Source organism: Mesorhizobium sp. M0139 (assembly GCF_040322455.1).
In the GTDB taxonomy this organism is placed as follows: domain Bacteria; phylum Pseudomonadota; class Alphaproteobacteria; order Rhizobiales; family Rhizobiaceae; genus Mesorhizobium.
In genome coordinates this window covers 168,850-195,289 of the sequence record NZ_JAMYTN010000012.1, presented here as the reverse complement: position 1 = coordinate 195,289, position 26,440 = coordinate 168,850, and the positions used below count along the sequence as shown (strand labels likewise).

General features: G+C 62.9%; 29 protein-coding genes. 23 read left to right on the top strand and 6 right to left on the bottom strand.

The window, feature by feature from the left end; genetic code table 11:
• Positions 1–12: 12 nt before the first annotated feature.
• Positions 13–975: a sugar-binding transcriptional regulator gene (locus tag NKJ58_RS21670; protein ID WP_023684411.1), complete on the bottom strand. Its 963-nt coding sequence runs from the start codon at positions 973–975 to the stop codon at positions 13–15.
• A gap of 284 nt (positions 976–1,259) precedes the next feature.
• Between NKJ58_RS21670 and NKJ58_RS21665 the strand changes: the two genes are divergently transcribed.
• The 12 genes from NKJ58_RS21665 (at position 1,260) to NKJ58_RS21610 (ending at position 12,933) form a co-directional block, all read left to right on the top strand.
• Complete coding sequence (locus NKJ58_RS21665; protein WP_050588086.1) at positions 1,260–2,243, top strand: ABC transporter permease; 984 nt, start codon at positions 1,260–1,262, stop codon at positions 2,241–2,243.
• A 129-nt stretch (positions 2,244–2,372) separates the two neighbouring features.
• A complete protein-coding gene (locus NKJ58_RS21660; RefSeq protein WP_023684414.1) occupies positions 2,373–3,311 on the top strand; it encodes a sugar ABC transporter substrate-binding protein in 939 nt (312 codons plus the stop codon).
• Positions 3,312–3,340: 29 nt separating this feature from the next.
• Complete coding sequence (locus tag NKJ58_RS21655) at positions 3,341–4,849, top strand: sugar ABC transporter ATP-binding protein (RefSeq protein WP_023684415.1); 1,509 nt, start codon at positions 3,341–3,343, stop codon at positions 4,847–4,849.
• Positions 4,850–4,955: 106 nt separating this feature from the next.
• Positions 4,956–5,720: an SDR family oxidoreductase gene (locus NKJ58_RS21650; RefSeq protein WP_023684416.1), complete on the top strand. Its 765-nt coding sequence runs from the start codon at positions 4,956–4,958 to the stop codon at positions 5,718–5,720.
• 9 nt (positions 5,721–5,729) lie between these two features.
• Positions 5,730–6,515, top strand: a complete 786-nt coding sequence (locus NKJ58_RS21645; protein ID WP_023684417.1) for a glucose 1-dehydrogenase — start codon at positions 5,730–5,732, stop codon at positions 6,513–6,515.
• Positions 6,516–6,933: 418 nt separating this feature from the next.
• Entirely contained in the window at positions 6,934–7,908 is a 975-nt protein-coding gene (locus NKJ58_RS21640) for an ABC transporter substrate-binding protein (protein WP_023716139.1), read from the top strand.
• 70 nt (positions 7,909–7,978) lie between these two features.
• Positions 7,979–9,058 carry a quaternary amine ABC transporter ATP-binding protein gene (locus tag NKJ58_RS21635; RefSeq protein WP_023684419.1) on the top strand — a complete coding sequence of 360 codons (1,080 nt, stop codon included), beginning with the start codon at positions 7,979–7,981 and terminating at the stop codon, positions 9,056–9,058.
• Entirely contained in the window at positions 9,055–11,034 is a 1,980-nt protein-coding gene (locus tag NKJ58_RS21630) for an ABC transporter permease (protein WP_023684420.1), read from the top strand. The genes NKJ58_RS21635 and NKJ58_RS21630 overlap by 4 nt, the downstream gene beginning before the upstream one ends.
• Before the next feature lie 7 nt (positions 11,035–11,041).
• Positions 11,042–11,644, top strand: coding sequence for a hypothetical protein (locus NKJ58_RS21625; RefSeq protein WP_352853777.1), 603 nt, complete (start codon positions 11,042–11,044; stop codon positions 11,642–11,644).
• On the top strand, positions 11,641–11,841 hold the full coding sequence (locus NKJ58_RS21620) for a hypothetical protein (RefSeq protein WP_352853775.1): 201 nt from the start codon (positions 11,641–11,643) through the stop codon (positions 11,839–11,841). Before NKJ58_RS21625 ends, NKJ58_RS21620 begins: the two co-directional genes overlap by 4 nt.
• Positions 11,842–11,845: 4 nt before the next feature.
• Positions 11,846–11,983: a hypothetical protein gene (locus tag NKJ58_RS21615; protein ID WP_023684422.1), complete on the top strand. Its 138-nt coding sequence runs from the start codon at positions 11,846–11,848 to the stop codon at positions 11,981–11,983.
• A 155-nt stretch (positions 11,984–12,138) separates the two neighbouring features.
• On the top strand, positions 12,139–12,933 hold the full coding sequence (locus NKJ58_RS21610) for a hypothetical protein (RefSeq protein WP_023684423.1): 795 nt from the start codon (positions 12,139–12,141) through the stop codon (positions 12,931–12,933).
• Positions 12,934–12,974: 41 nt separating this feature from the next.
• Here NKJ58_RS21610 and NKJ58_RS21605 read toward each other — a convergent pair whose 3' ends face one another.
• A complete protein-coding gene (locus tag NKJ58_RS21605) occupies positions 12,975–14,333 on the bottom strand; it encodes a trimethylamine monooxygenase (protein WP_023668538.1) in 1,359 nt (452 codons plus the stop codon).
• Positions 14,334–14,597: 264 nt separating this feature from the next.
• Here NKJ58_RS21605 and NKJ58_RS21600 point away from each other — a divergent pair, with 264 nt between their 5' ends.
• Together NKJ58_RS21600 and NKJ58_RS21595 are read left to right on the top strand one after the other, a co-directional pair.
• A complete protein-coding gene (locus NKJ58_RS21600) occupies positions 14,598–15,308 on the top strand; it encodes a helix-turn-helix domain-containing protein (protein ID WP_023684424.1) in 711 nt (236 codons plus the stop codon).
• A gap of 154 nt (positions 15,309–15,462) precedes the next feature.
• A complete protein-coding gene (locus NKJ58_RS21595; protein WP_352519951.1) occupies positions 15,463–15,834 on the top strand; it encodes an endonuclease domain-containing protein in 372 nt (123 codons plus the stop codon).
• A 117-nt stretch (positions 15,835–15,951) separates the two neighbouring features.
• Here the strand turns inward: NKJ58_RS21595 and NKJ58_RS21590 are convergent, their stop codons facing one another.
• Genes NKJ58_RS21590 through NKJ58_RS21575 form a run of 4 tightly spaced genes read right to left on the bottom strand, consistent with a single transcriptional unit; the run spans position 15,952 to position 19,736 of the window.
• Complete coding sequence (locus NKJ58_RS21590) at positions 15,952–16,992, bottom strand: heme-dependent oxidative N-demethylase family protein (RefSeq protein WP_023684426.1); 1,041 nt, start codon at positions 16,990–16,992, stop codon at positions 15,952–15,954.
• Positions 16,993–17,001: 9 nt separating this feature from the next.
• Positions 17,002–17,967, bottom strand: a complete 966-nt coding sequence (locus NKJ58_RS21585) for a PDR/VanB family oxidoreductase (protein ID WP_023684427.1) — start codon at positions 17,965–17,967, stop codon at positions 17,002–17,004.
• The gene (locus tag NKJ58_RS21580; protein WP_023668542.1) at positions 17,964–18,560 is read right to left on the bottom strand and encodes a dimethylamine monooxygenase subunit DmmA family protein; all 597 of its coding nucleotides are present in this window, start codon (positions 18,558–18,560) and stop codon (positions 17,964–17,966) included. The genes NKJ58_RS21585 and NKJ58_RS21580 overlap by 4 nt, the downstream gene beginning before the upstream one ends.
• A 42-nt stretch (positions 18,561–18,602) precedes the next feature.
• A complete protein-coding gene (locus NKJ58_RS21575; protein WP_023716140.1) occupies positions 18,603–19,736 on the bottom strand; it encodes an aminomethyl transferase family protein in 1,134 nt (377 codons plus the stop codon).
• Between the two features lie 281 nt (positions 19,737–20,017).
• On the opposite strand from NKJ58_RS21575, the gene NKJ58_RS21570 reads away from it, so the two are divergent.
• The 9 genes from NKJ58_RS21570 (at position 20,018) to NKJ58_RS21530 (ending at position 26,410) form a co-directional block, all read left to right on the top strand.
• Positions 20,018–20,305 (top strand): hypothetical protein, encoded by a 288-nt coding sequence (locus tag NKJ58_RS21570; RefSeq protein WP_023684429.1) that lies wholly within the window; start codon positions 20,018–20,020, stop codon positions 20,303–20,305.
• 28 nt (positions 20,306–20,333) lie between these two features.
• Positions 20,334–20,711: a hypothetical protein gene (locus tag NKJ58_RS21565; protein ID WP_023668545.1), complete on the top strand. Its 378-nt coding sequence runs from the start codon at positions 20,334–20,336 to the stop codon at positions 20,709–20,711.
• A gap of 27 nt (positions 20,712–20,738) precedes the next feature.
• Positions 20,739–20,900 (top strand): hypothetical protein, encoded by a 162-nt coding sequence (locus NKJ58_RS21560; protein ID WP_023668546.1) that lies wholly within the window; start codon positions 20,739–20,741, stop codon positions 20,898–20,900.
• 14 nt (positions 20,901–20,914) lie between these two features.
• Positions 20,915–22,309, top strand: coding sequence for an APC family permease (locus NKJ58_RS21555; RefSeq protein ID WP_023668547.1), 1,395 nt, complete (start codon positions 20,915–20,917; stop codon positions 22,307–22,309).
• 42 nt (positions 22,310–22,351) lie between these two features.
• Positions 22,352–23,041 (top strand): hypothetical protein, encoded by a 690-nt coding sequence (locus NKJ58_RS21550; RefSeq protein ID WP_023709931.1) that lies wholly within the window; start codon positions 22,352–22,354, stop codon positions 23,039–23,041.
• A complete protein-coding gene (locus tag NKJ58_RS21545) occupies positions 23,038–23,361 on the top strand; it encodes a hypothetical protein (protein WP_352853773.1) in 324 nt (107 codons plus the stop codon). The genes NKJ58_RS21550 and NKJ58_RS21545 overlap by 4 nt, the downstream gene beginning before the upstream one ends.
• 84 nt (positions 23,362–23,445) lie before the next feature.
• A complete protein-coding gene (locus NKJ58_RS21540; RefSeq protein ID WP_352812395.1) occupies positions 23,446–24,342 on the top strand; it encodes a class II glutamine amidotransferase in 897 nt (298 codons plus the stop codon).
• A 4-nt stretch (positions 24,343–24,346) separates the two neighbouring features.
• Positions 24,347–25,075, top strand: a complete 729-nt coding sequence (locus tag NKJ58_RS21535; RefSeq protein ID WP_352498397.1) for a GltB/FmdC/FwdC-like GXGXG domain-containing protein — start codon at positions 24,347–24,349, stop codon at positions 25,073–25,075.
• Between the two features lie 6 nt (positions 25,076–25,081).
• Complete coding sequence (locus tag NKJ58_RS21530; protein ID WP_352498396.1) at positions 25,082–26,410, top strand: FMN-binding glutamate synthase family protein; 1,329 nt, start codon at positions 25,082–25,084, stop codon at positions 26,408–26,410.
• Positions 26,411–26,440: the final 30 nt, after the last annotated feature.

Here is a 26,440-nt window from a genome sequence, read left to right as displayed (position 1 = left end):
CGCCGACAGCGCTCAACGGTTGAGCAGGCCTTTGGCCGCATCCTCATCGGTAATGAGCACCGAAATCCTGGTGTTGGCGAGCGCGGCGCGCATGACGGCGACCTTCTCCTGACCGCCTGACACCAGGATGATGCTCGGAATATCGGACAGATCCTGCAGCGGATAGGCGCAGACGCGGCGGTTGACCTCATGGTCGACAGAGTGGCCCTCGGCGTCGATGAAATGGCACAAGAGGTCGCCGACCGCGCCGGCCGCCTGCAATTCCTCTAGTTCGCTCGGTTTGATGAAGCCGTAATTGGCGATCGGGCTGTCCTTGGAAAACGAGCCGACGCTGAGCACGGCGATGTTGGCGCGGCGCGCGCGGAAGACGACATCCTGAACGCTGCGCTGGCTCATGAAGGCATCGCGCTGTTCCGGCTTGTCGGCATAGACCGGCACCGGCAGCAGGAAACATTCAGCGCCGATCTTTTCGGCGAACTCCCAGGCGCTTTCGGTCGGGTTGAGCGGCTGCGCGTGGGTGAGGCCGCCGAGCATCGAGACAACCGTCGTCCTGGCGATCGGCCGCCTCGGCAGTTCGTTGATGGCGAATTTCAGGGTGCGACCCCAGCCCAGCGCAATGACGTCGCCGGCATTCACATTGTCGGCGAGATAGGCGGCAGCCGCGTGGCCGATCATCAGCGGCGCGTTGCTGCGATCGGCGGCCGACGGCACCACGACCGCCTGGCTTAGCCCGAAGCGCTGCTTCAGGCTCTCCTCGAGCTGCACACATTCGACGACACTGTCGCGAATGCGGAACTGGACAATGCCTTCCTCGCGGGCGGCCGACAGGATCCGGTGCACCTTGATGCGGCCGACGCCAAGAATCTCGGAGATGCGCTCTTGCGTCAGACCTTCGACATAGTAATGCCAGGCGGCCCGGGCCTTGAGCTCGGCATCGGGGAAGCGCGAGGCCTTCTCGTTTTCGACGGTCGCCATCTTTTGCCCTCCCGCGGCAGATTTCGGAAATCTTTCCGCAAGCGCCGCCCCCTGGCCTTCCCTAGGACAAACCGCCCTGTGGCGCAAACCACCGCCGAATGGCGCAACGGCTCTTGACAATTTTCTAATGAACAGTTTAGCTGAACAAAATTGCATATCAAAGATAAATTGTTCACAGGGAGGTGCCTGGTGAACAAGAGCGGACGGCAGGCCATCGCCGTTTCGCTGACGGAGGAGACGAAGTGGCCGTGAGTAATGATGCAAGCGAGTCGAAGGCTGGCGAGTTGAAAGCCGCGCCCGGCACTCAAGGTGCGACGGCCGCGAAGCTTTCGGCGCTGTTTGCCGGAACCATGGGGCCGCTGATCGGGCTGCTGCTGCTTTGCCTGGCGCTGACACTGACCACCGACACGTTCCTCACCGTGCGCAACATCCTCAACGTACTCGACCAGATCACCGTGCTCGGCATCATGGCAATCGGCATGACGCTGGTGATCCTGATCGGCGGCATCGATCTCTCGGTCGGCTCGGTGCTGGCGCTGGCCGCCATGGTGATGGGCTTTGTCTCCCATCCCGACTATCTCAATCTCGGCCTTGCGGCCGGCGTCGTTGCAGCACTGGTCGTCGCCGGCCTTTGCGGACTGGTGTCCGGCCTGCTGGTGACCGTCACCCGGCTGCCGCCGTTCATCGCGACGCTGGCGATGATGTCGGTGGCGCGCGGCCTTGCCAACATGATCACCGACGGCTCGCAGATCGTCGGCTTTCCCGACTGGTTCACCAGCCTGTCAATCATCCGCCATTTCGGCTTCCTGTCGGTCACAGTCGGGGTGATGATGGTGCTGGCGATCGTCTTCGCCATCTTCCTCAACTACCGCGCCACCGGCCGCAGCCTTTACGCCATCGGCGGCAGCGCCGAGGTGGCGCGGCTCTCCGGCATTCCGGTGAAGTCGCTGACCAACTGGGTCTATGCCATCTGCGGCGTGCTTGCGGGTCTTGCAGGCATTGTGCTTGCCGCGCGGCTGGATTCGGTGCAGCCGAGTTCCGGCCTCGGCTATGAGCTCGACACCATCGCGGCGGTGGTGATCGGCGGCGCCAGCCTGTCGGGCGGCGTCGGCTCGATCGGCGGCACTGCTGTCGGCGTACTCATCATCGGCGTGCTGCGCAACGGCCTCAATCTGCTCGGCGTCTCGCCCTTCATCCAGCAGGTGGTGATCGGCGTGGTGATCGCGCTGGCGGTCGCCAGCGATACCTGGCGGCGCAGGGCGCGATAGAGAACGGGGCACAATTGAGAATTCGCCCGGAGCGTCCGGGCGATAGACGGATCGGTCGATCCGAAACTGGGATGTTCCAAGGGGCGCGATGCGCTGGCGGGACAGTTTGACTATCAACGGAGGAAACACATGCTCACCAAACGTTCACTGCTGCTCGCCGCTGCCGCAATCATTCCCCTGCTCGGGCTGACCGACATGGCCTCGGCCAAGGAGGCCAAGAAACTCGGCCTCGCGGTGGCCAATTTGCAGGCCGACTTCTTCAACCAGATCAAGCAGTCGGTCGAAGCCTACGGCAAGGAGAAGGGCATCGAGATCGTCACCGTCGACGCCAAGGGCGATTCGGCAACGCAGGTCAGCCAGGTACAGGATTTGATCACGCAGAACATCGACGCGCTGATCTACATTCCGGCCGGCGCCACAGCCGCCACCGTGCCGACCAAGACCGCCAAGGCCGCCGGCATTCCGGTGGTCAATGTCGACCGCAACGCCGACGGCGCGCCCGGCGACACCTTCATCGCCACCAACAGTGTCGCCTCGGCGCAGGCGGTGTGCGACTACATCGCCAAGCAGGCCGGCGGCAAAGGCGAACTGATCATCATCCACGGCCAGAAGGGCACCACGCCGGAAGTCGACCGTTCCAAGGGTTGCGGCGAAGCGCTCAAGGCCTATCCCGATATCAAGGTGGTCGGCGAATTGTGGAGCGAAGGCTGGCACCAGGACGAAGGCTTCAAGCTGACGCAGGACCTGCTGCAGTCGCATCCCGATGTCTCCATCGTCATCGGCCAGGCCGATGCGCTGGCGCTGGGTGCGGCACAGGCGGTCAAGGTCGCCAATCCCGGCCACAAGGTCTGGGTTGCCGGCTTCGATGGCGACGTGGCCGCGCTCAAGGCGCTGAAGGACGGCGTGTTCGACGTCACCGCGACGCAGCAGACGCAAGGCATGGGCCGTCTCGCCGTCGATGCGGCGATCAAGCTGGTGGCCGGCGAAAGCGTTCCGGCCGAGCAGCTGCAGGATGCGACGCTGACCACCAAGGACAATGTCGAGCAGTTCATCGCCAAGCATCCGTAACGACCGGCACCGCTTTAGAGAGCACCACGATGTCTCCTGATCCTCGCCACAGCGAAAGCCCGCACAACGGGCTCTTCGTCAACGGCCTTTGCAAGAGCTACGGACCGGTCCAGGTCCTGGCCGATGCAAGCTTTGAGGTGCGGCCGGGCGAGGTTGTGGCGCTGCTCGGCGAAAACGGCGCCGGCAAGTCGACGGTGTCCAATATCATCGCCGGCTCGACCCGGCCCGACGCGGGCACCATCATCTGGCGGGGGAAGCCCTATTCCCCCGCCTCGCCTGCCGCGGCAATCGATGCCGGTGTGGGCATGATCCATCAGGAACTGAAGCTGCTGCCGGATCTGTCGGTGGCGGAAAACGTCTATGTCGGGCGCCTGCCGATGCGCGGCGGCCGCATCGACCGCGCCGAGATGAACGCTAAGGCCTCGGCGCAGTTGAAGCGGCTTGGCCTCGACGTCTCGCCCGAGCGCAAGGTGGGCACGCTGCGCATCGCCGCCCAGCAACAGGTCGAGATCGCCAAGGCGTTGACGCTCAATGCCGAATTGCTGATCTTCGACGAACCCACCGCAGCGCTCGGCGGCGAGGAAACGGAGCTTTTGTTCCAGCAGATCCGCAAGCTCAAGGCGGAGGGCATGTCCTTCATCTACATCAGCCATCGTCTCGACGAGATCGCGCAGATTGCCGACCGCGTGGTTGTGATGCGCGACGGACGCATCGTCGCCCGCCACGAGCGCGCCGATATTCCCGTGCGCACAGTGGTGGAGCAGATGGTCGGCCGCTCGGTCGAACGGATGTTCCCGCATCTGTCGTCGCCGCGCGAGGAGACGCTGCTCGAGGTCGACAACCTGTCCTCGCCGGAGAAGAGCTTCAACAACGTTTCCTTCTCGGTCAAAGCAGGCGAGATCCTCGGCATTGCCGGGTTGATCGGCGCCGGCCGCACCGAACTGGTGCGGGCGATCGCCGGCGCCGATCCGATCTCGTCGGGCTCGGTGCGCGTTGCCGGCAAACCGGTGCATCTCAGCGGGCCAGCGGCAGCCATCAAGGCCGGCGTCGTGCTGGTGCCGGAAGACCGCAAGGCGCAAGGCGTGGTGCTCGACCAGACCATCGGCGAGAATCTGGCGTTCGGCAATTTCGACCATGTCGCGCCGAAGGGCTGGGTGTTCCCGAAAGCGGTGCAGAAATTCGCCGAGGCCGGCATCTCCCGTCTCGGCGTCAAAGGCAAGCCGAACCAGGCGGTGTCGAAACTGTCCGGCGGCAACCAGCAGAAGGTGATCATCGCCAAATGGGTGTCGCGGCCGCCAAAAGTGTTCATCCTCGACGAGCCGACGCGCGGTATCGATGTCGGTGCGCGCGCAGCGATCTACGACGTCATCGCCGACCTCGCCCGTTCCGGCATGGCGGTGGTGGTGGTGAGCTCCGACCTCGAGGAGGTGCTGGGTCTGTCGCACCGGGTGCTGGTGCTGAGCCGCGGCCGCCAGCGCGGCATTCTCGACCGCAGCGAGGCGAGCAATGTCGCGGTGATGGAACTCGCCACGAGCTGAGGACAGGAGTCGGAACAAAGCGCAGCAGGTGGTATCCTCCCAAGGACCGGACCGCGCGGGGCGCCAGCAAAGACTGGCGCCCCTTCATTTCAGGAGGGGGAACAACATGAAACTATTCGATCTCAGCGGCGACGTAGCGCTGGTAACAGGCGCCGGCAGCGGCATTGGCCAGGCCATTGCCATCGGGCTCGCCGAAGCCGGCGCCGACATAGCCTGTTTCGGCCATGCCTCGAAAGGCGGGCTGGATGAGACCGCGCACAGGATCGCCGCGCTTGGCCGCAAGGCGGTGGTGCTGACCGGGACGGTGACGTCGGAGGCCGACTTGGCGACCGCAGTCGAGCGCACGGAAAAGGAGCTCGGCGCGCTGACCATCGCCGTCAACAATGCCGGCATTGCAGGAGCCGAGGCCGCCGAGACGCTGTCGCTGGAGAAGTGGCAGAAAATCTACGACGTCAATGTCAGCGGCGTGTTCCTGTCCTGCCAGGCCGAAGCGCGCGCCATGCTGACGCGGCGCAAGGGCTCGATCATCAACATCGCCTCCATGTCGGGTTCGATCGTCAATCGCGGCCTGACCCAGGCGCATTACAATTCGTCGAAGGCGGCGGTCATCCACATGTCGAAAAGCCTCGCCATGGAATGGGCCGATCGCGGCCTGCGCGTCAATGTGGTGAGCCCAGGCTACACGCTGACGCCGATGAACAAGCGGCCGGAGGTCGCCGAACAGATCAAGATCTTCGAACGCGACACGCCCATGGGGCGCATGGCGACGCCGGAAGAGATGGTCGGCCCGACCGTGTTCCTGGCCAGCCGCGCCGCGAGTTACGTCACCGGCATCGACCTGATCGTCGATGGCGGTTTTGTCTGCTGGTAAGGAGAAAAGATGCAGAAGCGTTTTGAAGGCAAGACTGCGGTCATCACCGGCGCGAGCGGTGGCATCGGCGCGGCGATGGCGAAGCGCTTCGCCGAGGAAGGTGCCGCGGTCGTGGTCAGCGCCATCGATGCCCGCGTCGAGGACGTCGCCGCCGGCCTGAAAGCAGCGGGCGCCAAGGTCGCGTCGATGCGCATGGACGTGACCAGGAAGGATGAGGTTACAGCGCTTTACGATCTCGCCGAGAAGGAATTCGGCCGTGTCGACATTTCGGTGCAGAATGCCGGCGTCATCACCATCGCCCGGATCGAGGCGATGACCGAGGCCGAGTGGGACAAGGTGATGGCCGTCAACACCAAGGGCGTGTTCCTGTGCTGCCAGGAAGCGATCGCGCGCATTCGCAAGCATGGCGACGGCGGCCGGCTGATCAACACGGCATCGGGCCAGGCGCGGCAGGGTTTCATCTACACGCCGCACTATGCGGCGTCGAAGTTCGGCGTCGTCGGCATTACCCAGAGCCTGGCCAAGGAAGTCGCCAAGGAAAAGATCACCGTCAACGCGATCTGCCCCGGCATTATCGACACCGACATGTGGGCTTACAACGACGCCGCCTGGGGCAAGCTGATGGGTGACTACAAGCCCGGCGAGCTGATGGCCGAATGGGTGAAGAACATCCCGATGGGGCGCGCCGGCAGCGGCGAGGACGTGTCCGGCCTGGTCAGCTTTCTCGCCAGCGACGACGCCACCTACATCACCGGCCAAACCATCAATGTCGATGGCGGCCTGATCATGTCGTGAACGTCAGCTCTGGCGGTTGGCAATCGACCAGTCTGAAATTCCGCAGTGCACAGGGCATCAGCCGTTGCGCCGCATGAACGTTGGTATATATAATTTCATCTCATGAAACGGCCTTGGCGAGCTCGCCGGCCGAGACCATGGGACCTTGATGGCTCGCACGTCTGAGAGCGCCGCTGGAGCGGCGATCGATCTGTTGACGATTGCTCACGCAGCAATCCATCCGATGCCATGACGCGGGCCCGCCCGGCATCACATAAACACCAACTCGAGCAACCATTTCGCCTGCGCAAGTTGCGGCCGCGGCAATGGCATGGTGCGAACGAACTTGCGCAACGACCCGCCTTTCCAACACAATCAAGAAAAGACGCAAGAAGGGAACGGTCAAGAAATTTCCACATGGTTTGACAGGAGAACAAGCATGTCATTTCGCAGTGTGATTTCGAACCTATCAATGGCAGCCCTTGCACTCGCCGCCGCAAGTGCGCTTACATCACCGGTCCACGCAGCAGCACCTGAATCCAACGACCCGATCAAGATCGCGCTGTTCGACTGGACCAGCGTCAACCTCAACGCCAAGATCCTTGGCGGCATCCTCGAAAAGCTTGGCTACACCGTCGAGTATCCCACCGCCGACTACCTCTCCAGCCTGACCACCGGTCTCACCAATGGCGACCTCGATGTCGGCCTGGAGTTCTGGGACACGACGGCCGGCGAAGCGATGAAGGCTTCAGACGCCACCGGCCAGACCGAGCGGCTGGGCAAGCTCGGGCCGAAGGCCAAGGAGGAATGGTGGTTTCCCGAATATATGAAGGAGAAATGCCCCGGCCTGCCCAATTGGGAAGCGCTGAAGGACCCGAAATGCGCCGAGGCGTTCTCGACAGCGGAGACGGCGCCGAAGGGCCGCTATCTCGGCGGCCCGGTAACCTGGGAAGGCTTTGACGACGAGCGCGTCGAGGCGCTGAAGCTGCCCTTCACCGTCATCCATGCCGGCACCGACGCGGCGATGTTCGCCGAGTTGGACTCGGCCTATCAGCGCAAGGCGCCGATCATGCTGTGGATCTATTCGCCGCATTGGGCGCCGGCCAAGTACAAGGGCGAGTGGGTCGAATTCCCGGAGTATACGCCCGAGTGCTACACCGACCCGAAATGGGGCACCAACCCGGATGCCAAATATGATTGCGGCAAACCGCATGGCGAAATCTGGAAATACTCCTGGTCCGGCATGAAGGACAAATGGCCGGTCGCCTACAAGGTGGCCAAGGCGTACACGATCGACACCGATGAGCTCAACAAGATGAGCGGCGAGATCGACCTCGGCGGCAAGACGCCCGAAGATGTCGCCGCCGCCTGGATCGCCGCCCACGAAGCCGACTGGAAAGCCTGGGCGCAGTGATCGCCTGACTGGAAGCCAGACCCGGCCCTAGCGGCCGGGTCTTATCTCCATTTTCCAGAAGGACCATTGGATGACGGAAGCGACTGAACCGCAGGCAACTGGCACGCCGGAGGATGTGCGGCCGATAAAGCTTGCCTGCCGTAATGTCTGGAAACTGTTCGGATCGAACGCGGCCAGCTTCATCCGCGAGCGTGCCGGCAAGGCCAGCATGGCCGATGTCGCTGCCGCCGGACTGGTCGGCGCGGTGCGCGCCGTCGATCTCGAAATCCGCCAGGGCGAGATTTTCATCATCATGGGGCTGTCCGGCTCCGGCAAGTCGACGCTGGTGCGCTGCATGTCGCGGCTGGTCGAGCCGACCTACGGCAAGGTCGAATTCGAAGGCAACGACCTGCTCAAGATTTCCGATGCGGCGCTGATCGAACTGCGGCGTCATCGCATGGGTATGGTGTTCCAGAATTTTGCGCTGCTGCCGCATCTTAACGTGCTCGACAACATTGCCTTTCCCCTGAGCATCCAGGGCCAGGACCGACCGACGCGCGAAGCGAGAGCGCGGGAGGTGATCGATCTCGTGGGCTTACGCGGCCGCGAGCATTTCTATCCGCGCGAACTCTCCGGCGGCCAGCAGCAGCGCGTCGGCATTGCCCGCAGCCTCGCGACCAAGCCGGAGATCTGGTTCCTCGACGAGCCGTTCTCGGCGCTTGACCCATTGATCCGCCGCGAGATGCAGGACGAGCTGATGCGGCTGCAGACCATGCTGCACAAGACCATCGTTTTCATCACCCATGATTTCGACGAGGCGATCAGGCTGGCCGACCGCATCGCCATCATGAAGGACGGCGAGGTCATCCAGATCGGCACACCGGAGCAACTGGTGGTCAATCCGGCGACCGACTATGTCACCGAATTCACCCGGGATGTCGACCGCGCCAAGGTGATTTCGGCGCGCAGCCTGATGCGTGCCCTGGATGGCTCCGAGCATGGCGGCACGGTTTCGCCCGACGCCAGGATCGCCAGCTTCTCGGCCAGCATCGTCGCTTCGGGAAAACCGTTCGCGGTGGTCAACGGCAGCGGCAAGTCGATCGGCGAGGTGACGCCGCAAGCCGTGATCGGACTGCTGGCCGGCATCGACAAGCAAAGAGCCGGCGCATGACGGTGACTGCAAGCGCCAGCCAAACGAGGCCACCGGTTCAGCGCTGGCTGCTGATCTGGGCGCTGGCGCTGGCCGCCGTGCTGGTGGTATTCCTGCTGCAGGAGAGGCTGCCATGGGCGGTCGACTATCCGGCCGATGCGGTCGTTCCCGTCGCCGACTGGGTCAGTGCGCTGATGCGCTGGATCAAGTCGAACTTGTCCTGGCTGACCCGCTCGATCACCGCGGTGCTCGGCGTTCCCCTCGATTTCGCGCTCGACCTGCTGGCCAAGAATTTCAAGATCGGTCACGGTGCCGATGCCTATGTCCTGCCGCGCCTGTCCTGGATCGGCGTCTGCGCCGCCGCGTTCATCGCCGGGCACGCCGCGGGCGGTAGAAAGCTTGGCATGCTGGTCGGCGGCTGCTTCCTCTACACCGCGCTGTTCGGCCAATGGACCAGCGCCATGCTGACGCTGGCGCTGATTTCCATCGCGGTGCCGTTCTGCATCGTCACCGGCCTGTTCGCCGGCATCTGGGCGTGGCGCAAGCCATGGGCCGAGCGGCTGATCATCTCCCCTGCCCTCGATTTGATGCAGACCATCCCGACCTTCGCCTATCTCATCCCGATGCTGCTTTTGTTCGGCAACAGCCCGGTCTCGGCGATGATCGCCACCGCCATCTTCGCCACGCCGCCGATGGTGCGGGCAACGATGCTGGGTCTGTCGCGGGTGCCGTCAGAGATCGATGATTTCTCAGAGATGGCCGGCTGCACGGCGCGGCAGAAATTGTGGCGCGTGCTGCTGCCATCGGCGCGGCCGACGCTGATGGTCGGCGTCAACCAGGTGATCATGCTGGCGCTCAACATGGTCATCATCGCCTCGATGATCGGCGCCGGCGGCCTCGGCTACGACGTGCTGCTGGCGCTGCGTGCGCTGAAGGTCGGCGAAGCGATGGAAGCCGGGCTCGCCATTGTGGCACTCGCCATCGGGCTCGACCGGTTGAGCCAAGCCATCGCCCACGAACAGGCGAAGGGCCACGTTCAACGGCAGGCGAACCAGAGCTTTTGGCGGCGCTATCCCAATCTGTCGCTGGCCATCGCCATCCTGGTCGTGACGACGCTGCTCGGCCTGTTCGTACCGGCATTCGCAGCGGTGCCGAAGGCGATCACCTTCACCACCGCGCCACTGTGGAAGGCGGCGGTCAACTGGGTGACGATCAACTTCTTCGACGTGATCGAAGCGTTTCGCGTGGCGCTCATCCTCAATGTACTGAACCCGCTGCGCGCCTTCTGCGAAGGCTTTCCGTGGCTCGGCGCAGTGGCCCTGCTCGGCCTCGCCGGCTACCAGCTCTCAGGCCTGCGTCTCGCCGCCCTCGTCGCCGCGCTGACCGCCTTCTGCGCCGTCACCGGCCTTTGGGAAAAGACCATGGCGACGGTTTATCTCTGCGGCATCTCGGCCTTCATCGCCTGCCTGATCGGCATTCCGATCGGTCTGATGGCCGCCCGCAGCGACCGCTTCGAAAAGATCGTCACGCCCATCATCGACACGCTGCAGGTGCTGCCGTCCTTCTGCTTCATCATTCCGGTGGTGATGCTGTTCCGCGTCGGCGACGTGACCGCCATGATCGCCACCGTCGCCTTCGCTGTGGTGCCGGCGATCCGCTACACCAATCACGGCATCCGGCAAGTGCCGCCGGCGCTGATCGAGGCGGCGAAGGTTTCCGGCTGCACGCCGCGCCAGACCTTCTTTCGGGTACAATTGCCAATGGCGCTTCCCGAAATCATGCTCGGCGTCAACCAGACGATCCTGATGGCGCTGGCGATGATCATCATCTGCGCCATGGTCGGCACACGCGACCTCGGCCAGGAAGTCTTCATCGCGCTGTCCAAGGCCGATTCCGGACGCGGCATTGTCGCGGGTCTCGCCATCGCTTTCATCGGCATCGTCGCAGACCGGCTGTTCAATGCCTGGACGGCGAAGGCGCGGGCAAGACTAGGATAATTGTTGAATGTCCAATCCCGGCGAACCGCCTTTTGCCGTACTCGTCTTCGACATGGCCAAGACCGGCGAGCCGGACGGGGAGCACGTAGTTTCGGGGTTTGACACGCTGGAGGCGGCGACGTCCTACGCCATTGCGCGGGTTCGCGCCTCGGTGGAGGAGTTGCGCAAGCCCGGCATCGCCACTGCTGAGCTTCGCCAGCTCTGGCAGCTCTATGGCGAAGACTGTTCGGTGCTGAACGCCGGAGTGCGCGGCAGCGATCTACTCGACGATTTCATTGCGACGCCGGCGACGCCAGCCGAGTGCAACTGGCAGGCGCTGGCGCCCAGGCTGCGCCGCTTCCGCGCCTCGCTGCTGATCTCCAACGGCAACAACGAATCCGTCTGGGCGGGCGGCTTCTTTCGCTCGACCTACAGGCTGACGCGAGACGGCCTCCTCGAGCGCTTTGGCGACGACGCCATTGCCGCCTTCAAAGCCAAGGGGATCGAGCCGGCGGAGCCGACGAAGCTCATGGTCGCCAATTACTTCGAGCTTCCCGACCCGCCCTACCCGCCGCCAGGCTTGACGCTGCGATCCTGGAGGTCGAGGTCGGTTTTGTCTGCCACGACGTGAAGTTCGGTGGCGACGCCGCCGGAATCTTCGCCTGGCCGCAAGAGCCGACCGACTGGGCGCTCAGAACCATGCAGTTCCTGCTGATGGCCGACATGATGGCCATGCGCGGCGATGGCCCCGACTGGGCCAACGACTGCGAGATACTAACCGCCAAGGTGACGAAGACGGAGGCGCCTCCCGACTATCCGCTGGATTGAAAGGATGATCGTCACCTGCACCTCGGTCGGCACACGCGATCTCGACCCGGAAGTGTCCATCGCACTGTCCAAAGTCGCGGCATTGTCGCGGGCTGGCAACAACCTGCCATCGACATCATCGCGGTCGGTCGTCGACCCCTGAGCCGCGAAAGCTCAAGCACGGCTCGGATAGAACGGTTTCGCCTCTTCTGGAGTTCGCCTCTTCTGGAAATGCCAGGCCGCGCTCCAGCTCTTGACTTTGACGCATTTTCGCGCGGAAAGCTGCTTCATCCTCGACCAGCCTGAGCTTGCTGCCGAATGCCCGATCAGCGCGAACCGCCTTTTACTGTCGTCGTCTTCGACATGGCCAAGACCGGCGAGCATGTGGTTTCGGGGTTTGAGACGTTGGACGCGGCTACGTCCTACGCGATTGCTCGGGTTCGCGCCTCGGTGGAAGAGCTGCGCAAGCCTGGCATCGCAGCAGCCGAGCTCCGGCGGCACTGGCATATCCGTGGTGAGGATTGCACGGTGCTGAACGCCAATGTGCGCGGCAGCGATCTGCTTGACGATTTCATCGCGACGCCGGGGACACCGGCCGAATGCGACTGGCGGGCGCTGGCGCCACGACTGCGCCGTTTCTACGCCGCTGTGAACGTCTTCAACAACGATGGCAAATCTATCCGGGTCAGCGGCTTTTTCCGCGCGACCTACCGGTTATGGCACGCTGGCCTGCTCGCACGATTTGGCGACGACGCCATCGCCTCCTTCAAAGCCAAAGGCATCACGCCGGCAGTGCCGACGAGAGTCTCGGTCGACCATCACTTCGAGCAGCCCGATCCGCCGCGCCCGCCGCTCAGCGATATCAGGCCGTTGCTGTCGTGGAAGGTCGAGATCGATTTCGGATGCACCGATGTGAGGTTCGGCGCCAAAACCGACGGCGTCTTCGCCTGGCCCGAGGAGCCGACCGGCCGGGCACTCAACGACATGACACATCTGCTGATGGCTGACAGACTGTCCATGTACGGCACCGGCCCGGAGGGCGCCTATTATAGCGAATTGGTGTGGGTCAAGGTGACGGAGACCGATGCGGCTCCCGACTACCCTCTGAATTGAAACTGGGCCGGTGCCGGCGCATTGTTTTGCATCACGCCGACCTATTCCGCCGCCACGCCCTTCACCTGGAGATAGCTTTCCATCGAGTCGTCCAGCGCCTGCAGCCAGGGCGTATGGTGCAATGGCGCCATGGTGCCGGTCATCAGCGAGCGGTAGGCGTGGTCGCGGAAGCTCATAATGTCTTCCGCCTTGTGGTGCTCCCACTCCATGAAGGTCTGGTTGACCGCCTCGACGTCGAAGCCGGGATAGTCGGTCTGGTCCATCAATTCCTTGGTGTAGTCGCCCTGGAACCAGATCATCTGCTCGGCGTCTTCCAGCGTCTCTTCGCGTGCCCGCCACTTGGCGCCGTGCTCGGCCATCGCCTGTACCGACGGCAGCTTGATACGGCCCATGATGACGTCGCGGGCGAACCAGGCCTGGGCGTCGAACATGTTGAAAGTGTAGAACTGGTCCTGCATGCCGATATAGGACAGTTTCGGGTTCTTCTCCCACACGACGCCCTCATAGAGCCCGTCCGGCCACATGCGATTGGCGGTCTTCAGTTTCAGCTCTTCCGTGAGGAACGGGAAGGAATGCAGGTAGCCGGTGCACAGGATGATGGCGTCGACGTCCTTGGTGGTGCCATCCTTGAAGTGCGCCGTCTTGCCGACGACCTTCTGCAGCAGCGGTACTTCCTTCCAGTTCTCCGGCCATTTGAACCCCATCGGTTTGGAGCGGTAGCTGGAAGTGATCGATCTGGCGCCGTATTTGTAGCACTGCGAGCCGATGTCCTCGGCAGAATAGGAGCGGCCGATGATCAGTATGTCCTTGCCCTTGAACTCCATGGCATCGCGGAAATCATGGCTGTGCAGGATACGGCCGTTGAACGTCGAAAAGCCTTCGAAATAGGGAACGTTGGGAACCGAGAAATGCCCTGAGGCAACGACGACATTGTCGAACTCCTCGGAGTAGGTGACGTCGTTCGTGCGGTCATGCGCGGTGACGGTGAATTTTCTCGTCTCGTCCGAGAAGGTCACCATGCGCACCGGACTGTTGAAGCGCACCCATTTGCGCAGGCCTGATTTCTCGACCCGGCCCTTGATGTAATCCCACAGCACCGCGCGTGGCGGGTAGGAGCCGATGGGACGGCCGAAATGCTCCTCGAATGTGTAGTCGGCGAATTCCAGGCACTCCTTCGGTCCGTTCGACCAGAGGTAGCGGTACATCGAGCCGTGGACGGGGTCGCCATGCTCGTCGAGGCCGGTGCGCCAGGTGTAGTTCCATAGGCCGCCCCAGTCCGACTGCTTTTCGAAGCAGACGATTTCGGGGATCTCGGCGCCCTTGTCGGCAGCCGACTTGAAGGCCCTGAGCTGGGCCAGACCGGATGGCCCCGCTCCAATGACGGCAACGCGCGTTTTCATGGCAGGCCTCCCGGTGTCATTCGATTTTTGGAATTGCTCTTACGAAACAAATTTCACTCACAGGACAGTAATTGCCTCTTGGATGCTGTCAACAGGCCTTGTGGAGAAACCGCGTTTCGCCCCAGCGGATTTCCGGAAACGGATGACGGCGTAATCCTGTTCGGACACCATTCGACTTAAGGGGCTTGCTGCGCGGTTGCGTTTCTGTATCGGCACCGAATATGTTCACCTGGAGTGAAATAATCATGGGGATTCGGAGGCGAGATGGCGAAGACAAGTTCCGATTCCAAGACTGCTTCGACAAGGGCAAAGCCACCGGCAAAGGCCTCCGTGGACGGAAAAACCATCCGCGCGCCGCTGACGCAGAATCCGCACGCCATTCGCGACAAGCGCGAAAAAGTGCTGGAGGTGGCGATCGGGCGCGAGGTGCGCGCCTTCCGCAAGAAGCTCGGCATCACCGTCGCCGATCTCGCCGTCGCCACCGATATTTCGCTGGGCATGCTGTCGAAGATCGAGAACGGCATCACCTCGCCGTCGCTGACCACACTGCAGGCGCTGTCGAGGGCGCTCGGCGTTCCCGTCACCGCCTTCTTCCGCCGATTCGAGGAAGAGCGCAGCGCCGTCTTCGTCAAGGCCGGCGAAGGCCTCGATGTCGAACGCCGCGGCACCCGCGCCGGCCATCAATACAATCTGCTCGGCCATATCGGCTCCAACACCAGCGGCGTCGTCGTCGAACCCTATCTGATCACACTGACCGAGGATTCGGATGTGTTCCCGACCTTCCAGCATGAGGGCATGGAATTCCTCTATATGCTGGTGGGCGAGGTGGTGTACCGGCACGGCAGCAACCTCTATCCGATGAAGCCCGGCGACAGCCTGTTCTTCGACGCCGATGCGCCGCACGGGCCGGAGCAACTGACGAAACTTCCGATGCGGTATCTGTCGATTATTTGCTATCCGCAGAGCGCGGGGTAGGAGTTCGATCTTCCCTTGATCCTCTCGTGCGGAGATCAGTAGTGCCGCGACGGCCCCCCCTTTGCAACATCGGCGATCGGCGAAAGCCGACGTGACATCCGATCTCCCCACTTGAGGGGGAGATGTCCGGCAGGACAGAGGGGGGCGAACCGCGATGACGCATAATCTGGTTTCCGCCAACAACCGCCGCAATGCGCGCAGGATGCGCAAGGTGATGACCGATGCCGAACTCAAGCTTTGGAACGAGATCAGGGCACACAGGCTGATGGGACTGAAGTTTCGGCGCCAGATGCCTATCGATGGCCATATCGTCGATTTTGCGTGCCCGGACAAAAAGCTGATCATCGAGCTTGATGGTTCCCAGCATGGCCAAGCCGAAACGTCGGAATCGGACGTCGCAAGAACCGCCAAGTTTGAAGCTCTGGGCTGGACGGTCCTGCGCTTCTGGAACGACGATGTCATTCGCGATATCGACAATGTCTGCCAGCATGTCGTGATTGTGGCTGGGCTGAGCGGCGCGCCGTGAGCTTCGCCGAAGCGCTGGGATGGACATTGGGCAAGGGCCGGCACTCTACGGCGCCCCCCTCTGCCCTGCCGGGCATCTCCCCCTCTTGGGGGGAGATCAGCAGCTTTGTGGGCATCTTTAGTCCGGCCCGAACCCCGGTGACGTAGCACTGCCATCATCCAGCTTCGACAGCCATTCGAGCAGCGTCGGCCGATACCGCGTCAGGCCCTTGTAGGTGGCCAGCTCTTCCGGCAAATCCCGGATCACCCGGTGCAGTCGTCTTGCCCATTTCGGCTGTGTCACCAGTTCGTCCATCTTGATGAGATAGCAGCGGATCGGGAAGACGATGCCGTTCGAGCGCGGCAGGCGCCAGAAGCTTTGCAGTTCGACGCGCAGATGCACCTTGTCGCCGACATTTTCGGGCGTCACCGTCGCGCGGTCCGGGCCCCATTTGTGGTAATTCTCCGGGCTGGTGTCGAGGCGCGGGTTTATGGTCATCGTCCAGTTGAGACGCCGCGCCGGCTTGCCCTGCTGGATGTTGGAGAGGAACTTCAGCGCCCTGACGAAAATGCCCTTTTCATGCGCCAGCGGCACCGGCGCGTGCCATTCGAAAAAATTCATGCCGATGTCGAAATCGAGCGACCAGTCGGCCTGGGTGGTGACCATGCCGGCGTCCATCCACAGATTGCCGTCGCGCTGATCGAGGATGCAGAAATCGCCCTGGCTCTGGCGGGTGATGTACTCCATCGGCCCGTAAGGCAGTGTCGAGGTGTCGCCGAAGGTGAAGGTGTCGTCGATGCCGAGCGGCCGGTTGATCCAGCGCCAGCGGTCGCCGTCGCGGGTCAGGGTGAAATGCTCGGGATAGCCAAGTGCCTGTTGCTCCATCAGGAGTTCGAGCAGGTCCCAGCCGGCCAGCGTCATGTGCGGCAGCGACTGGCAACGCAGCGGATCCTCGGCCAACACCAAAGCGCGGTCCTGCATCTCCGCGACATAGTGCTCGTCGACGTCGATCAGGTTTTCCAGCACGCTGCCCTTGGGACCGACGACATGCGGCTCGATGTTGACCGCATACATGTAGCTGTCTTCGTGGAACGGAAACGGAAACCGCCTGATGTGTTCCGGGCTGTTCCTGAAGGTGAAATCGTCGCGAAACGTTTCCTTGCGAAAGGTGATGCCCAAGCTCGCCTCCTATCTTTCCAGGACCAGCGACTTGCCTTCGAAGCGCGACACGCACGGCATGATCTTGCAGCCGGAACGGTGGTCTTCCTCACTCAGCCAGTGGTCGTTGTGGATGAACTTGCCGTCATGCGAGACGACGTTGGTCTCGCACTGGCCGCAGACACCGCCGCGGCAGAGATAGGGCGGATCGACGCCGGCGGCCTCGATCGCTTCGAGTAGGCTCTGCTGCTCGCCGACGCGGATGGTCTCGCCGCTGACGGCAAGTGTGACGTCGAACGGCAGGCCGGGCTGGGGTGCCGCGAAATGCTCGTAGTGCACGGTCTCCGCCGGCCAGCCGAGAGCCGCAGCGCGCTCGCGCACCCAGTTGATCATGCCGGTCGGGCCGCAGACATAGAGATGGGTGCCGAGCGGCTGCGAGGACAAGAGACGGTCGAGTTCGATGCGCTCGTCGCGGTCGTCGTGATAGAGCCGGACGCGACGGCCATAGCGCTCCTGCAGCACATCGGCATAGGTGCCGAGCGAGGCGGTGCGGCAGGTGTAGTGCAGCTCGAAATTGCCGCCGGACCCGGCGAGCTGCGCGGTCTGCGCCATGAACGGCGTGATACCGATGCCGCCGGCAAGCATCAGATGCTTCTTGGCCCTGAGGTCGAGCGAGAACAGATTGACGGGGTAGCTGACCACCATCTCCAGGCCGGGGTTGACGCTCCGGTGCATGAACAACGAGCCGCCGCGGCCGACATCGTCGCGGCGCACCGAGATGGTGTATTCGCGGGTGTCGAGCGGCGATCCCATCAGCGAATAGGGATTGAGCCTTGTGCGGTCGCCATCGCGCATCTCGACCACGACATGGGCGCCGCCGGAAAAGGTCGGCAAAAGCTCACCGTCACGGCGGCGGAAATGGAAGCGCGTCACCAGTTCGTTGACCGGGACGACGTCGCTGACGACGACATCGAGCTTGGTGGTGCCGGTGCTCATGGGAAGACCTCCTCGATGGGAGGTATCTCCGAGCGATCCTCGGCATTTATGCAGACGCCCTGGAATGCTGCCAGCCGTCGCGAATAATGATCGCGCACCAGAAGCAGCAGGCCGCAATGCGCGCAGGTGGCCGGCTGCGTCGTCACATTTTCGGTGATGCCTTTGCAATGCACGCACTGCATGCGCCGCGCCAATGAGCCGCGATGCTCGGTCTGCATGGAGGTATGATCGATGCCGGCTTCGAGCGCCACCTGCATGGCCTGGCCGATCAGCCCTTCGGTGCCGGCGAGATAGAGGCGCAGGCCCATATGCGCGTTGGCAAGCGTCTGCTTCAGCCGGGGCAGCAGGCTGGCGAAGGTTGGCGCGACATGAAATTGCGCGGACTTCAGTGCCTCAAGAGCGGCAACGTGCTTGCCGTCGGCCCCGGGAATGAAGACGATTTCGGCGCCATCGAAGAAGCCGGGGGGCGCCGTCCTCGCCATATCGACGATCGCCAGCGCGCCTTCCGCATCCGCCACGAAAAGATGATGCTTGCCGGGCTGCGGGGACAGGGTTCCGTAAATGGGCCGGCTGATGATCGTTTTGGCTGCCATTCTCTACTTCGTACCTCGAAACCCCTCGCTGTCGATTGTGCCTCAGCCTTTCGCCGTGCGCTTGGTCTTTTTGGGATCGTCGAAGGGCAGAGGCTGCGCCGTCGCCCTGATCGAACCGCTCTTGTTGCGGATCTCGAGCTTGGTGTCCTTGACCGCGCAGTCGACGTCGAGGCGGGCGATGCCCATCGATTTCTCGACCAGCGGCGAATACATGGCGCAGGTGACCACGCCCACCTTTTTGCCGTCGCGATAGACCGGCGCGCCCTCATCCGCGGGTTGCTTGCCGTCGAGCAGCACGCCGTAGATCTTGAAGCGCTCCTTGCCCTTGAGGCGGTAATGCTCTTCGGCGCCACGAAAGCCGGTCTTACCGGGGCTGACAGTGAAGTCGAGGCCGAGCTCCCACAGCGTGTCGCCGGGGCCTTCGTTCTCGAACGGATATTTCTGCGAGTTGTCATAGGGATAAAACAGCAAATAACTTTCGACGCGCAGCATATCGAGCGTGGTGAAGCGGCACGGAATGATGCCGGCGCTCTTGCCCTCGTCGAGGATCCTGTCCCAGATCGTGCCGGCGTCCTGACCGCGGCAGAATATCTCGTAGCCGCGCTCGCCGGTATAGCCGGTGCGCGAGATCATGACGGGAAGGCCGAACAGCTGCGTCTGCATATGATGGAAATAGTTGAGGTCGCGAATGCCCGGCACATGCTTTGAGAGATAGTCGACCGCGGTCGGGCCCTGCAGCGACAGATCGTGCAGATTGTCGTCGAAGCGCAGCGATACGTCGCGGCCGACGGAAGCGCGCTGCAATTCCTCATGGCCGGTGCCGGAGCCGTGCACCACCATCCAGGCGTTCGGCCCGGTGCGGTAGAGGATGCAGTCGTCGGTGAATTTGCCGGCCTCGTTCAACATGCAGGCATAGGCCGACTTGCCGGGATAGATCTTCTCCACGTCGCGCGTCGTTGCCAGGTCTATGAGGTGTGAGGCGTGCGGCCCGGTGATGTGAACCTTCTTCAGGCCCGACACATCCATCAGCCCGGCCCTGGTGCGGATGGCGGTGTATTCCTCGTCGGCGTCCTTGTCGTAGGTCCAGGCGGTGCCCATGCCGCTCCAGTCTTCGAGCTTCGAGCCTAACGCGCGATGGCGATCCGCCAGGGTCGAAAATCTCCAGGATGCCGTCATCCGCAAATCCTCCGTTCGAAAATTCTATTGTGTTCCCGGCTCCCTGCGCGGAGAGCATTTGGTCGAATATTGATCGCAAACGTCCTGATGCCGCAATACCCGCAAGCAAATAATTTCATTGTCAGGCAAAATTCGCGGCTGGGGACAAACGGTTAACCCAACGTAAAATCGGCTTGACAATTGCTGGATTCGGCCCGAATTTATGAAAAAAATTTCACTCTGTTGAAAGAGGGCAGCGGGCGGCCAATTCGGGGTCGGGCGCTGGAAAAAGGGGAAAACCGATGTCAGACCTGCAGCAGCGCATCGAAGCGCTGTACCGTTCCGACCTGCGCGGATCCGCGCTCCTGATCATCTGCCTTTGGGCGACGATCCTCTTCGTGCTCGTCATGACATGGCCCTACATCCCGGACACCGGGATCAAGATCGTCGTCGCGATCGCGGCGGCCGCCGTGCTGATCTTCAACACGGCCGCGATCCTGGCGATGGTCAATCACTACAAGGAAGACAAGGACTTCATCTACGGTCTCGACATCAAGAACGCCGACGCGGCCCGCAGCCGCAAGTCCTGAAAATAGAACGTCCTGAGGGGTAGAAGACATGTCGCGCTACACGCCGCCGGAACAAGGCAAGGCCGGGCAGATTTTCGATATCGTGGTCGTCGTGGTCGCCATTTTCGTGGCGCTGTGGCTGCCATTGAAACTCGGCCTGGCGGGTGCGGCGAAATCCATCGACGCGCTCGATGCCAAGACCTGGGAAGCGTTGGGACAGAACCCGACCATGGCCTCGATCTGGGAAAAGCTCGGCTATACGCCGGAGACCGCGCACGACATCATCCAGAACCGCTTCCACTACATCATCGACTGGCCGACGCTGATCATCATGGCGGCGGTGCTGATCGGCTATTTCGTCTTCCTGTTCCGCGCCTCCGACCGCGAATATCGCGACGTCATCAACGAAAAGTTCGACGACAAGTAACGCCAGAGATTTTGGGGAAGCACGCTCATGTGGGTCGCACTCTCTTACGCATCGTGGGGCATCTCGGTCGTGCTTGCGCTGTGGATGCTCTACGACTGGTTCAAGATCGACACGACCTATTCCGAGGAGGTGCTGACTTCCTCGCGCGAAGGCGAGCTTGAAGCCGCTTCCGAAAAACACCGGATCTGAGTGGGGATTGAACAATGACGATCACGCTTGAACCGGCAATACACGGCGACAGAGTTTCACTGCTACGCGTGCTCGGCCCCGCCCATGTCTGGGCGCTTGGCGTCGGCATCGTGCTGGTCGGCGAATTCACCGGCTGGAATTTCTCGGCGGACAAGGGCGGCGCACTGGCGGCGCTGATCGTCTGCTGGGTGGTCGGGCTCTTGTACACTTCGGTCGCCATGATCGACTCCGAGGTGACATCGACGGTTGCCGCCGCCGGCGGCCAATACGCGCAGGCTAAGCACATTGTCGGGCCCCTGATGGCCTTCAACGTCGCGCTGTTCCTGGTCTTTGCCTACACCATGCTGGAGGTTTCGGACGCCATCCTGCTCGGCGACACCATCGTCGCCAAGGCCGGCGTCGAAGGGCTCACCCACAACTCCTTCATTGCCGCCACCATCGTCGTGCTGGCATGGCTGAACTATCGCGGCGTGCTGATGACGCTCAACGTCAACTTCGTCATCACGGCGATAGCCTATGTCTCGATCGTTATCCTGTTCTTCTCGGTCAGCCCCTGGACGCAGGGTGCTGTGCTGAAGCTCAACGAGCTGGTCACCCCCGGCAATGCGCTGCCCTATGGCTGGATCGGCGTCATCGCGGCCTTCCAGTTCGGCATCTGGTACTATCTCGGCATCGAAGGCACCACGCAGGCCGCCGAGGAAGTGCGCTCGCCGGCGCGTTCGCTGCCTTACGGCACCATGGCCGGCATGATCACGCTTTTGATCGCCGCCGCCATGACCTGGTATGTCTGCGCCTCGCTGATGCCCTGGGAGTACCTCGGTATCACCTATTATCCCTTGTGGGACGCCGGCAAGCTGACCGGCAGCCCGCTGCTGGAAAACCTGTTGTTCGTCGCCACGCTGCTCGCGGCACTGGCGTCGGCCAATGGCTGTATCAACGATGCGGCCCGCGCGTGGTTCTCGCTTGGACGCGACCGCTATCTGCCGACATGGTTCTCGGCCGTGCACCCGAAATACCGCACGCCCTATCGCTCGATCCTGTTCCTGCTGCCGATCGCGCTCGCCTTCGCCTTCATTGCCGACCTCAACCAGGCGATCACCTTCTCGATCCTGTCGGGCGTGCTGCAATACACCTTCATGAGCATCAACATCATGATGTTCCGCAAAAAGTGGCCGCTGGGCACGATCCGCCGCGGCTATACGCACCCGTTCCACCCGATCCCGGCCATCGTGTTGTTTTGCCTCTGCGTGGTGACCTTCTTTGCGATCTTCCTCGGCTACGGCACGCAGCTGATCGCCATGGTCGCCTTCTACTTCCTGATCTCGCTGTGGTTCCACTTCTACCGTTACCGCTATGTGCGTCGCGGCGACCAGTTCACCATGCCGTGGCCGAAGCCGCAGGGCTATTGACAGGAGAGGGCCTGCCGGTTTGGGCGGGCATGGCGTGACGAGGTGTCTGACGTGACGACAGCATTGCTGGCCGGGGCGGTCGCCGTGGCTCTCGTCCTGCACCTCGCCTGGCATGCGCGCGCCAGCCGCAAAAAGGCCAAGGCTGATCTTGCAGCCGAGGCAGCCAGTATCCGGACCGTCATCACACATGCCGTTGATGTCTCCGATGGCACAGCCGGCGTTGTCACCTGGGCGGGTTCGTGGAACGGACAGCGCGTGCAGCTGCGCACCATCGTCGACACGCTGGCGACGCGAAAGCTGCCGGCGCGATGGTTGAGTGTCACGATCACAGAGCCGGTTGCGGTGCCGGCGACCTTCGACATGATGATGCGGCCGGGCTCGCCGACGACCTTCTCCAATTTCGATCATCTTCAGCATACGCTGCCGAAGGCTCCGGGATTTCCGGCTGAAGCCGTGCTGCGAACCGACCTCAGGGCGGCGCGCTTTCCGCAGAACCTGATCGCCAGCCATCTCGACATCTTTGCCGAAGGCCGCGCCAAGGAACTCTTGATCACCCCGAACGGCGTGCGCATCGTCTGGCTGCTGGCCGAGGCCGAACGGGCGCGCTACGGCGTGTTCCGGCAGGCTGCATTCGGCGGCACAAGGCTGGATCCGGCGCTGGTCGAGAGGTTGCTCACCTCAGCCTCGGGGCTGCGCGACGCCATCAACAGACAGGAAAGGCAGGTGGCATGAACGCCCCCCTACCCCCACCGGCAAACCCCTATCTCGTGCTCGGCGCCGCAATCGTCTTGCCGGCCAGCGGCCACGTCATTCTGGGCGTGCCCGTGCGCGGCCTGCAGTTCCTGTTCTTCATGGTGATCCTCGCCTGGGTGACGGCCAAGATCGCGCCGGCCGATGCCAGCTTCGTCGGCCGCCACGCCGGCGGCTTCCTGATCTATGCGCTGTCGATCCTCGACGCCTACAGAATAGCCCGTATCCGCACCGCCACATGGATTCACAGCGCCCGCGACGGCGGCGATAGTGCACAAGGCCGCATCGAGCCGGATACGTAACTACAGGAATATTTTTTTCATATGATTGAATTCGCACGACGCATTCGATACATCATCGTCTAGTGGTAACGCCGGGAGGCTGACATGTGTGGAATCGTCGGACTTTTTCTGAAAGACAAGTCGCTTGAGCCGCAGCTCGGCTCGATGCTGTCGCAGATGCTGATATCGCTCAGCGATCGCGGCCCCGACAGCGCCGGCATTGCCATCTATGGCGCGCCTTCCAGGAATGAAGCCAAGATCACCATCCAGTCCGCGAAGCCCGAGCGCGATTTCCGCGGCCTCGACGCCGAACTCGCGAAGGCCATCGGCGCGCCGGTGAGCATAGCGGTGAAGTCCACCCATGCAGTGTTGAGAACCGCGCCCGACAAGGTCGATGCCGCGCGCGAAGCGCTGCAGTCAATCCGCCCCGACGTGCGCATCATGGGCGCCGGCGAAGCGGTGGAAATCTACAAGGAAGTCGGTCTGCCGAAAGCGGTCGTCGACCGTTTCGACGTCCGCTCGATGACCGGCACGCATGGCATCGGCCATACCCGCATGGCGACGGAATCGGCCGTCACCACTATGGGCGCGCATCCGTTCTCGACCGGCGCCGACCAGTGCCTGGTGCACAATGGCTCGCTGTCCAACCACAATAATGTGCGGCGTGAGCTGGTGCGGGAGGGCATGAAATTCGAGACCGAGAACGACACCGAGGTCGCCGCCGCCTATCTCTCGTCGCAGATGGCGCATGGCAAGAACCTCGGTGAGGCGCTGGAAGGCACGCTGTCCGACCTCGACGGCTTCTTCACCTTCGTCGTCGGCACCAAGAACGGTTTCGGCGTGGTGCGCGATCCGATCGCCTGCAAGCCCGCCGTCATGGCCGAGACCGACCAGTATGTCGCCTTCGGCTCGGAATATCGCGCGCTGACCAAACTGCCCGGCATAGACAATGCGAGGGTCTGGGAACCGGAACCCGCAACCGTCTATTTCTGGGAGCATTGAGCCCATGCCGGCAACCAAACTTTCGAAGGCGGCGCAAGACCAGGCGTCCCGGGTCTTCGATCTCGATGTGTCGTCGCTGCGTGAGCTCAACCAGGCGCTTCACAATCTGACGCCTGGTTCCAACGAGACGGCGTGGGAAGTGCTGCACCCGAAGGGCAGCCATTCGGTTGCCGTCGGCGTCGACCAGCCTGTCAGCATCGATGTGCGCGGCAGCGTCGGCTACTACTGCGCCGGGATGAATGACGGCGCTGCCATCACCGTGCACGGCTCGGCCGGACCTGGCGTCGGCGAAAACATGATGTCGGGCTCGGTCGTCATCAAGGGCGACGCCAGCCAGTATGCCGGCGCCACCGGCAAGGGCGGGCTGCTCGTCATCGAGGGCAACGCCTCGTCGCGCTGCGGCATCTCGATGAAGGGCATCGACATCGTCGTGCACGGCAATATCGGCCACATGTCGGCCTTCATGGCGCAGTCCGGCAATCTGGTGGTGCTGGGCGATGCCGGCGACGCACTTGGCGATTCCATCTACGAAGCGCGGCTGTTCGTGCGCGGCAAGGTCGAAAGCCTGGGCGCCGACTGCATCGCCAAGGAGATGCGGCCCGAGCATATCGAACTGCTGCAGGGACTGCTCGACCGCGCCGGCGTCACCGGCGTCAAGCCGTCGGAATTCAAGCGCTACGGCTCGGCGCGCACGCTCTACAATTTCAATATCGACAACGCCGACGCGTATTGAGGCAGCATGACCTACAAGAACCCGCCGACGACGCCGCGCAAATCCGCGACCTTCGACGACTACACGCTTTCCGAAATCCGCCGCGCCGCGGCGACCGGCATCTATGACATCAGGGGCGCCGGGGCCAAGCGCAAGCTGCCGCATTTCGATGACCTGCTGTTCCTCGGCGCGTCGATTTCGCGCTACCCGCTGGAAGGCTATCGCGAACGTTGCGACACCAGCGTCGTGCTCGGCTCGCGTTACGCCAGGAAGCCGATCGAGCTGAAGATCCCGATCACCGTTGCCGGCATGAGCTTCGGTTCGCTGTCCGGCCCGGCCAAGGAAGCGCTCGGCCGTGGCGCCACACTCTCAGGCACGTCGACCACCACCGGCGACGGCGGCATGACCGAGGAAGAGCGCGGCCATTCCAAGCAACTGGTCTACCAGTACCTGCCGTCGCGCTACGGCATGAACCCCAGGGATTTGCGCCGCGCCGACGCCATCGAAGTGGTCGTCGGCCAAGGCGCCAAGCCCGGCGGTGGCGGCATGCTGCTGGGACAAAAGATTTCCGACCGCGTCGCTGAGATGCGTACGCTGCCGAAGGGCATCGACCAGCGCTCGGCCTCGCGCCATCCCGACTGGACCGGGCCGGACGATCTCGAGATCAAGATCCTCGAACTGCGCGAGATCACCGACTGGGAAAAGCCGATCTACGTCAAGGTCGGCGGCGCCCGCCCCTATTATGACACAGCACTTGCGGTGAAGGCCGGCGCCGATGTCGTCGTGGTCGACGGCATGCAGGGCGGCACGGCGGCCACCCAGGAAGTATTCATCGAAAATGTCGGCCAGCCGACGCTTGCCTGCATCAGGCCGGCAGTGCAGGCGCTGCAGGATCTCGGCATGCACCGCAAGGTGCAGCTGATCGTCTCCGGAGGCATCCGCAACGGCGCCGACGTCGCCAAGGCGCTGGCGCTCGGCGTTGACGCGGTGTCGATCGGCACGGCAGCGTTGGTCGCACTCGGCGACAACGATCCGCGCTGGGAGGCGGAGTACAATGCGCTCGGCACCACCGCCGGCGCCTATGACGACTGGCACGAGGGTCGCGACCCCGCGGGCATCACCACGCAGGACCCGGAACTGATGAAGCGGGTCGATCCGATCGCCGCCGGACGGCGGCTGGCGAACTACCTCAAGGTGATGACGCTGGAGGCGCAGACCATTGCGCGTGCCTGCGGCAAGAACAGCCTGCACAATCTCGAGCCCGAGGATCTCGTAGCCCTCACCATCGAAGCCGCCGCCATGGCAGGCGTGCCGCTGGCCGGCACCAACTGGATACCGGGGAAAAACGGCTTCTAACAAAATCACATCAAAATAAGCGAGGAGCTA

Coding starts and splice junctions, on each gene's coding strand:
- NKJ58_RS21670 (WP_023684411.1), bottom strand. CDS start 975: ATGGCGACCGTCGAAAACGAGAAGGCCTCGCGCTTCCCCGATGCCGAG.
- NKJ58_RS21660 (WP_023684414.1), top strand. CDS start 2,373: ATGCTCACCAAACGTTCACTGCTGCTCGCCGCTGCCGCAATCATTCCC.
- NKJ58_RS21655 (WP_023684415.1), top strand. CDS start 3,341: ATGTCTCCTGATCCTCGCCACAGCGAAAGCCCGCACAACGGGCTCTTC.
- NKJ58_RS21650 (WP_023684416.1), top strand. CDS start 4,956: ATGAAACTATTCGATCTCAGCGGCGACGTAGCGCTGGTAACAGGCGCC.
- NKJ58_RS21645 (WP_023684417.1), top strand. CDS start 5,730: ATGCAGAAGCGTTTTGAAGGCAAGACTGCGGTCATCACCGGCGCGAGC.
- NKJ58_RS21640 (WP_023716139.1), top strand. CDS start 6,934: ATGTCATTTCGCAGTGTGATTTCGAACCTATCAATGGCAGCCCTTGCA.
- NKJ58_RS21635 (WP_023684419.1), top strand. CDS start 7,979: ATGACGGAAGCGACTGAACCGCAGGCAACTGGCACGCCGGAGGATGTG.
- NKJ58_RS21630 (WP_023684420.1), top strand. CDS start 9,055: ATGACGGTGACTGCAAGCGCCAGCCAAACGAGGCCACCGGTTCAGCGC.
- NKJ58_RS21625 (WP_352853777.1), top strand. CDS start 11,042: ATGTCCAATCCCGGCGAACCGCCTTTTGCCGTACTCGTCTTCGACATG.
- NKJ58_RS21615 (WP_023684422.1), top strand. CDS start 11,846: ATGATCGTCACCTGCACCTCGGTCGGCACACGCGATCTCGACCCGGAA.
- NKJ58_RS21610 (WP_023684423.1), top strand. CDS start 12,139: ATGCCCGATCAGCGCGAACCGCCTTTTACTGTCGTCGTCTTCGACATG.
- NKJ58_RS21605 (WP_023668538.1), bottom strand. CDS start 14,333: ATGAAAACGCGCGTTGCCGTCATTGGAGCGGGGCCATCCGGTCTGGCC.
- NKJ58_RS21600 (WP_023684424.1), top strand. CDS start 14,598: ATGGCGAAGACAAGTTCCGATTCCAAGACTGCTTCGACAAGGGCAAAG.
- NKJ58_RS21595 (WP_352519951.1), top strand. CDS start 15,463: ATGACGCATAATCTGGTTTCCGCCAACAACCGCCGCAATGCGCGCAGG.
- NKJ58_RS21585 (WP_023684427.1), bottom strand. CDS start 17,967: ATGAGCACCGGCACCACCAAGCTCGATGTCGTCGTCAGCGACGTCGTC.
- NKJ58_RS21580 (WP_023668542.1), bottom strand. CDS start 18,560: ATGGCAGCCAAAACGATCATCAGCCGGCCCATTTACGGAACCCTGTCC.
- NKJ58_RS21575 (WP_023716140.1), bottom strand. CDS start 19,736: ATGACGGCATCCTGGAGATTTTCGACCCTGGCGGATCGCCATCGCGCG.
- NKJ58_RS21570 (WP_023684429.1), top strand. CDS start 20,018: ATGTCAGACCTGCAGCAGCGCATCGAAGCGCTGTACCGTTCCGACCTG.
- NKJ58_RS21565 (WP_023668545.1), top strand. CDS start 20,334: ATGTCGCGCTACACGCCGCCGGAACAAGGCAAGGCCGGGCAGATTTTC.
- NKJ58_RS21560 (WP_023668546.1), top strand. CDS start 20,739: ATGTGGGTCGCACTCTCTTACGCATCGTGGGGCATCTCGGTCGTGCTT.
- NKJ58_RS21555 (WP_023668547.1), top strand. CDS start 20,915: ATGACGATCACGCTTGAACCGGCAATACACGGCGACAGAGTTTCACTG.
- NKJ58_RS21545 (WP_352853773.1), top strand. CDS start 23,038: ATGAACGCCCCCCTACCCCCACCGGCAAACCCCTATCTCGTGCTCGGC.
- NKJ58_RS21540 (WP_352812395.1), top strand. CDS start 23,446: ATGTGTGGAATCGTCGGACTTTTTCTGAAAGACAAGTCGCTTGAGCCG.
- NKJ58_RS21535 (WP_352498397.1), top strand. CDS start 24,347: ATGCCGGCAACCAAACTTTCGAAGGCGGCGCAAGACCAGGCGTCCCGG.
- NKJ58_RS21530 (WP_352498396.1), top strand. CDS start 25,082: ATGACCTACAAGAACCCGCCGACGACGCCGCGCAAATCCGCGACCTTC.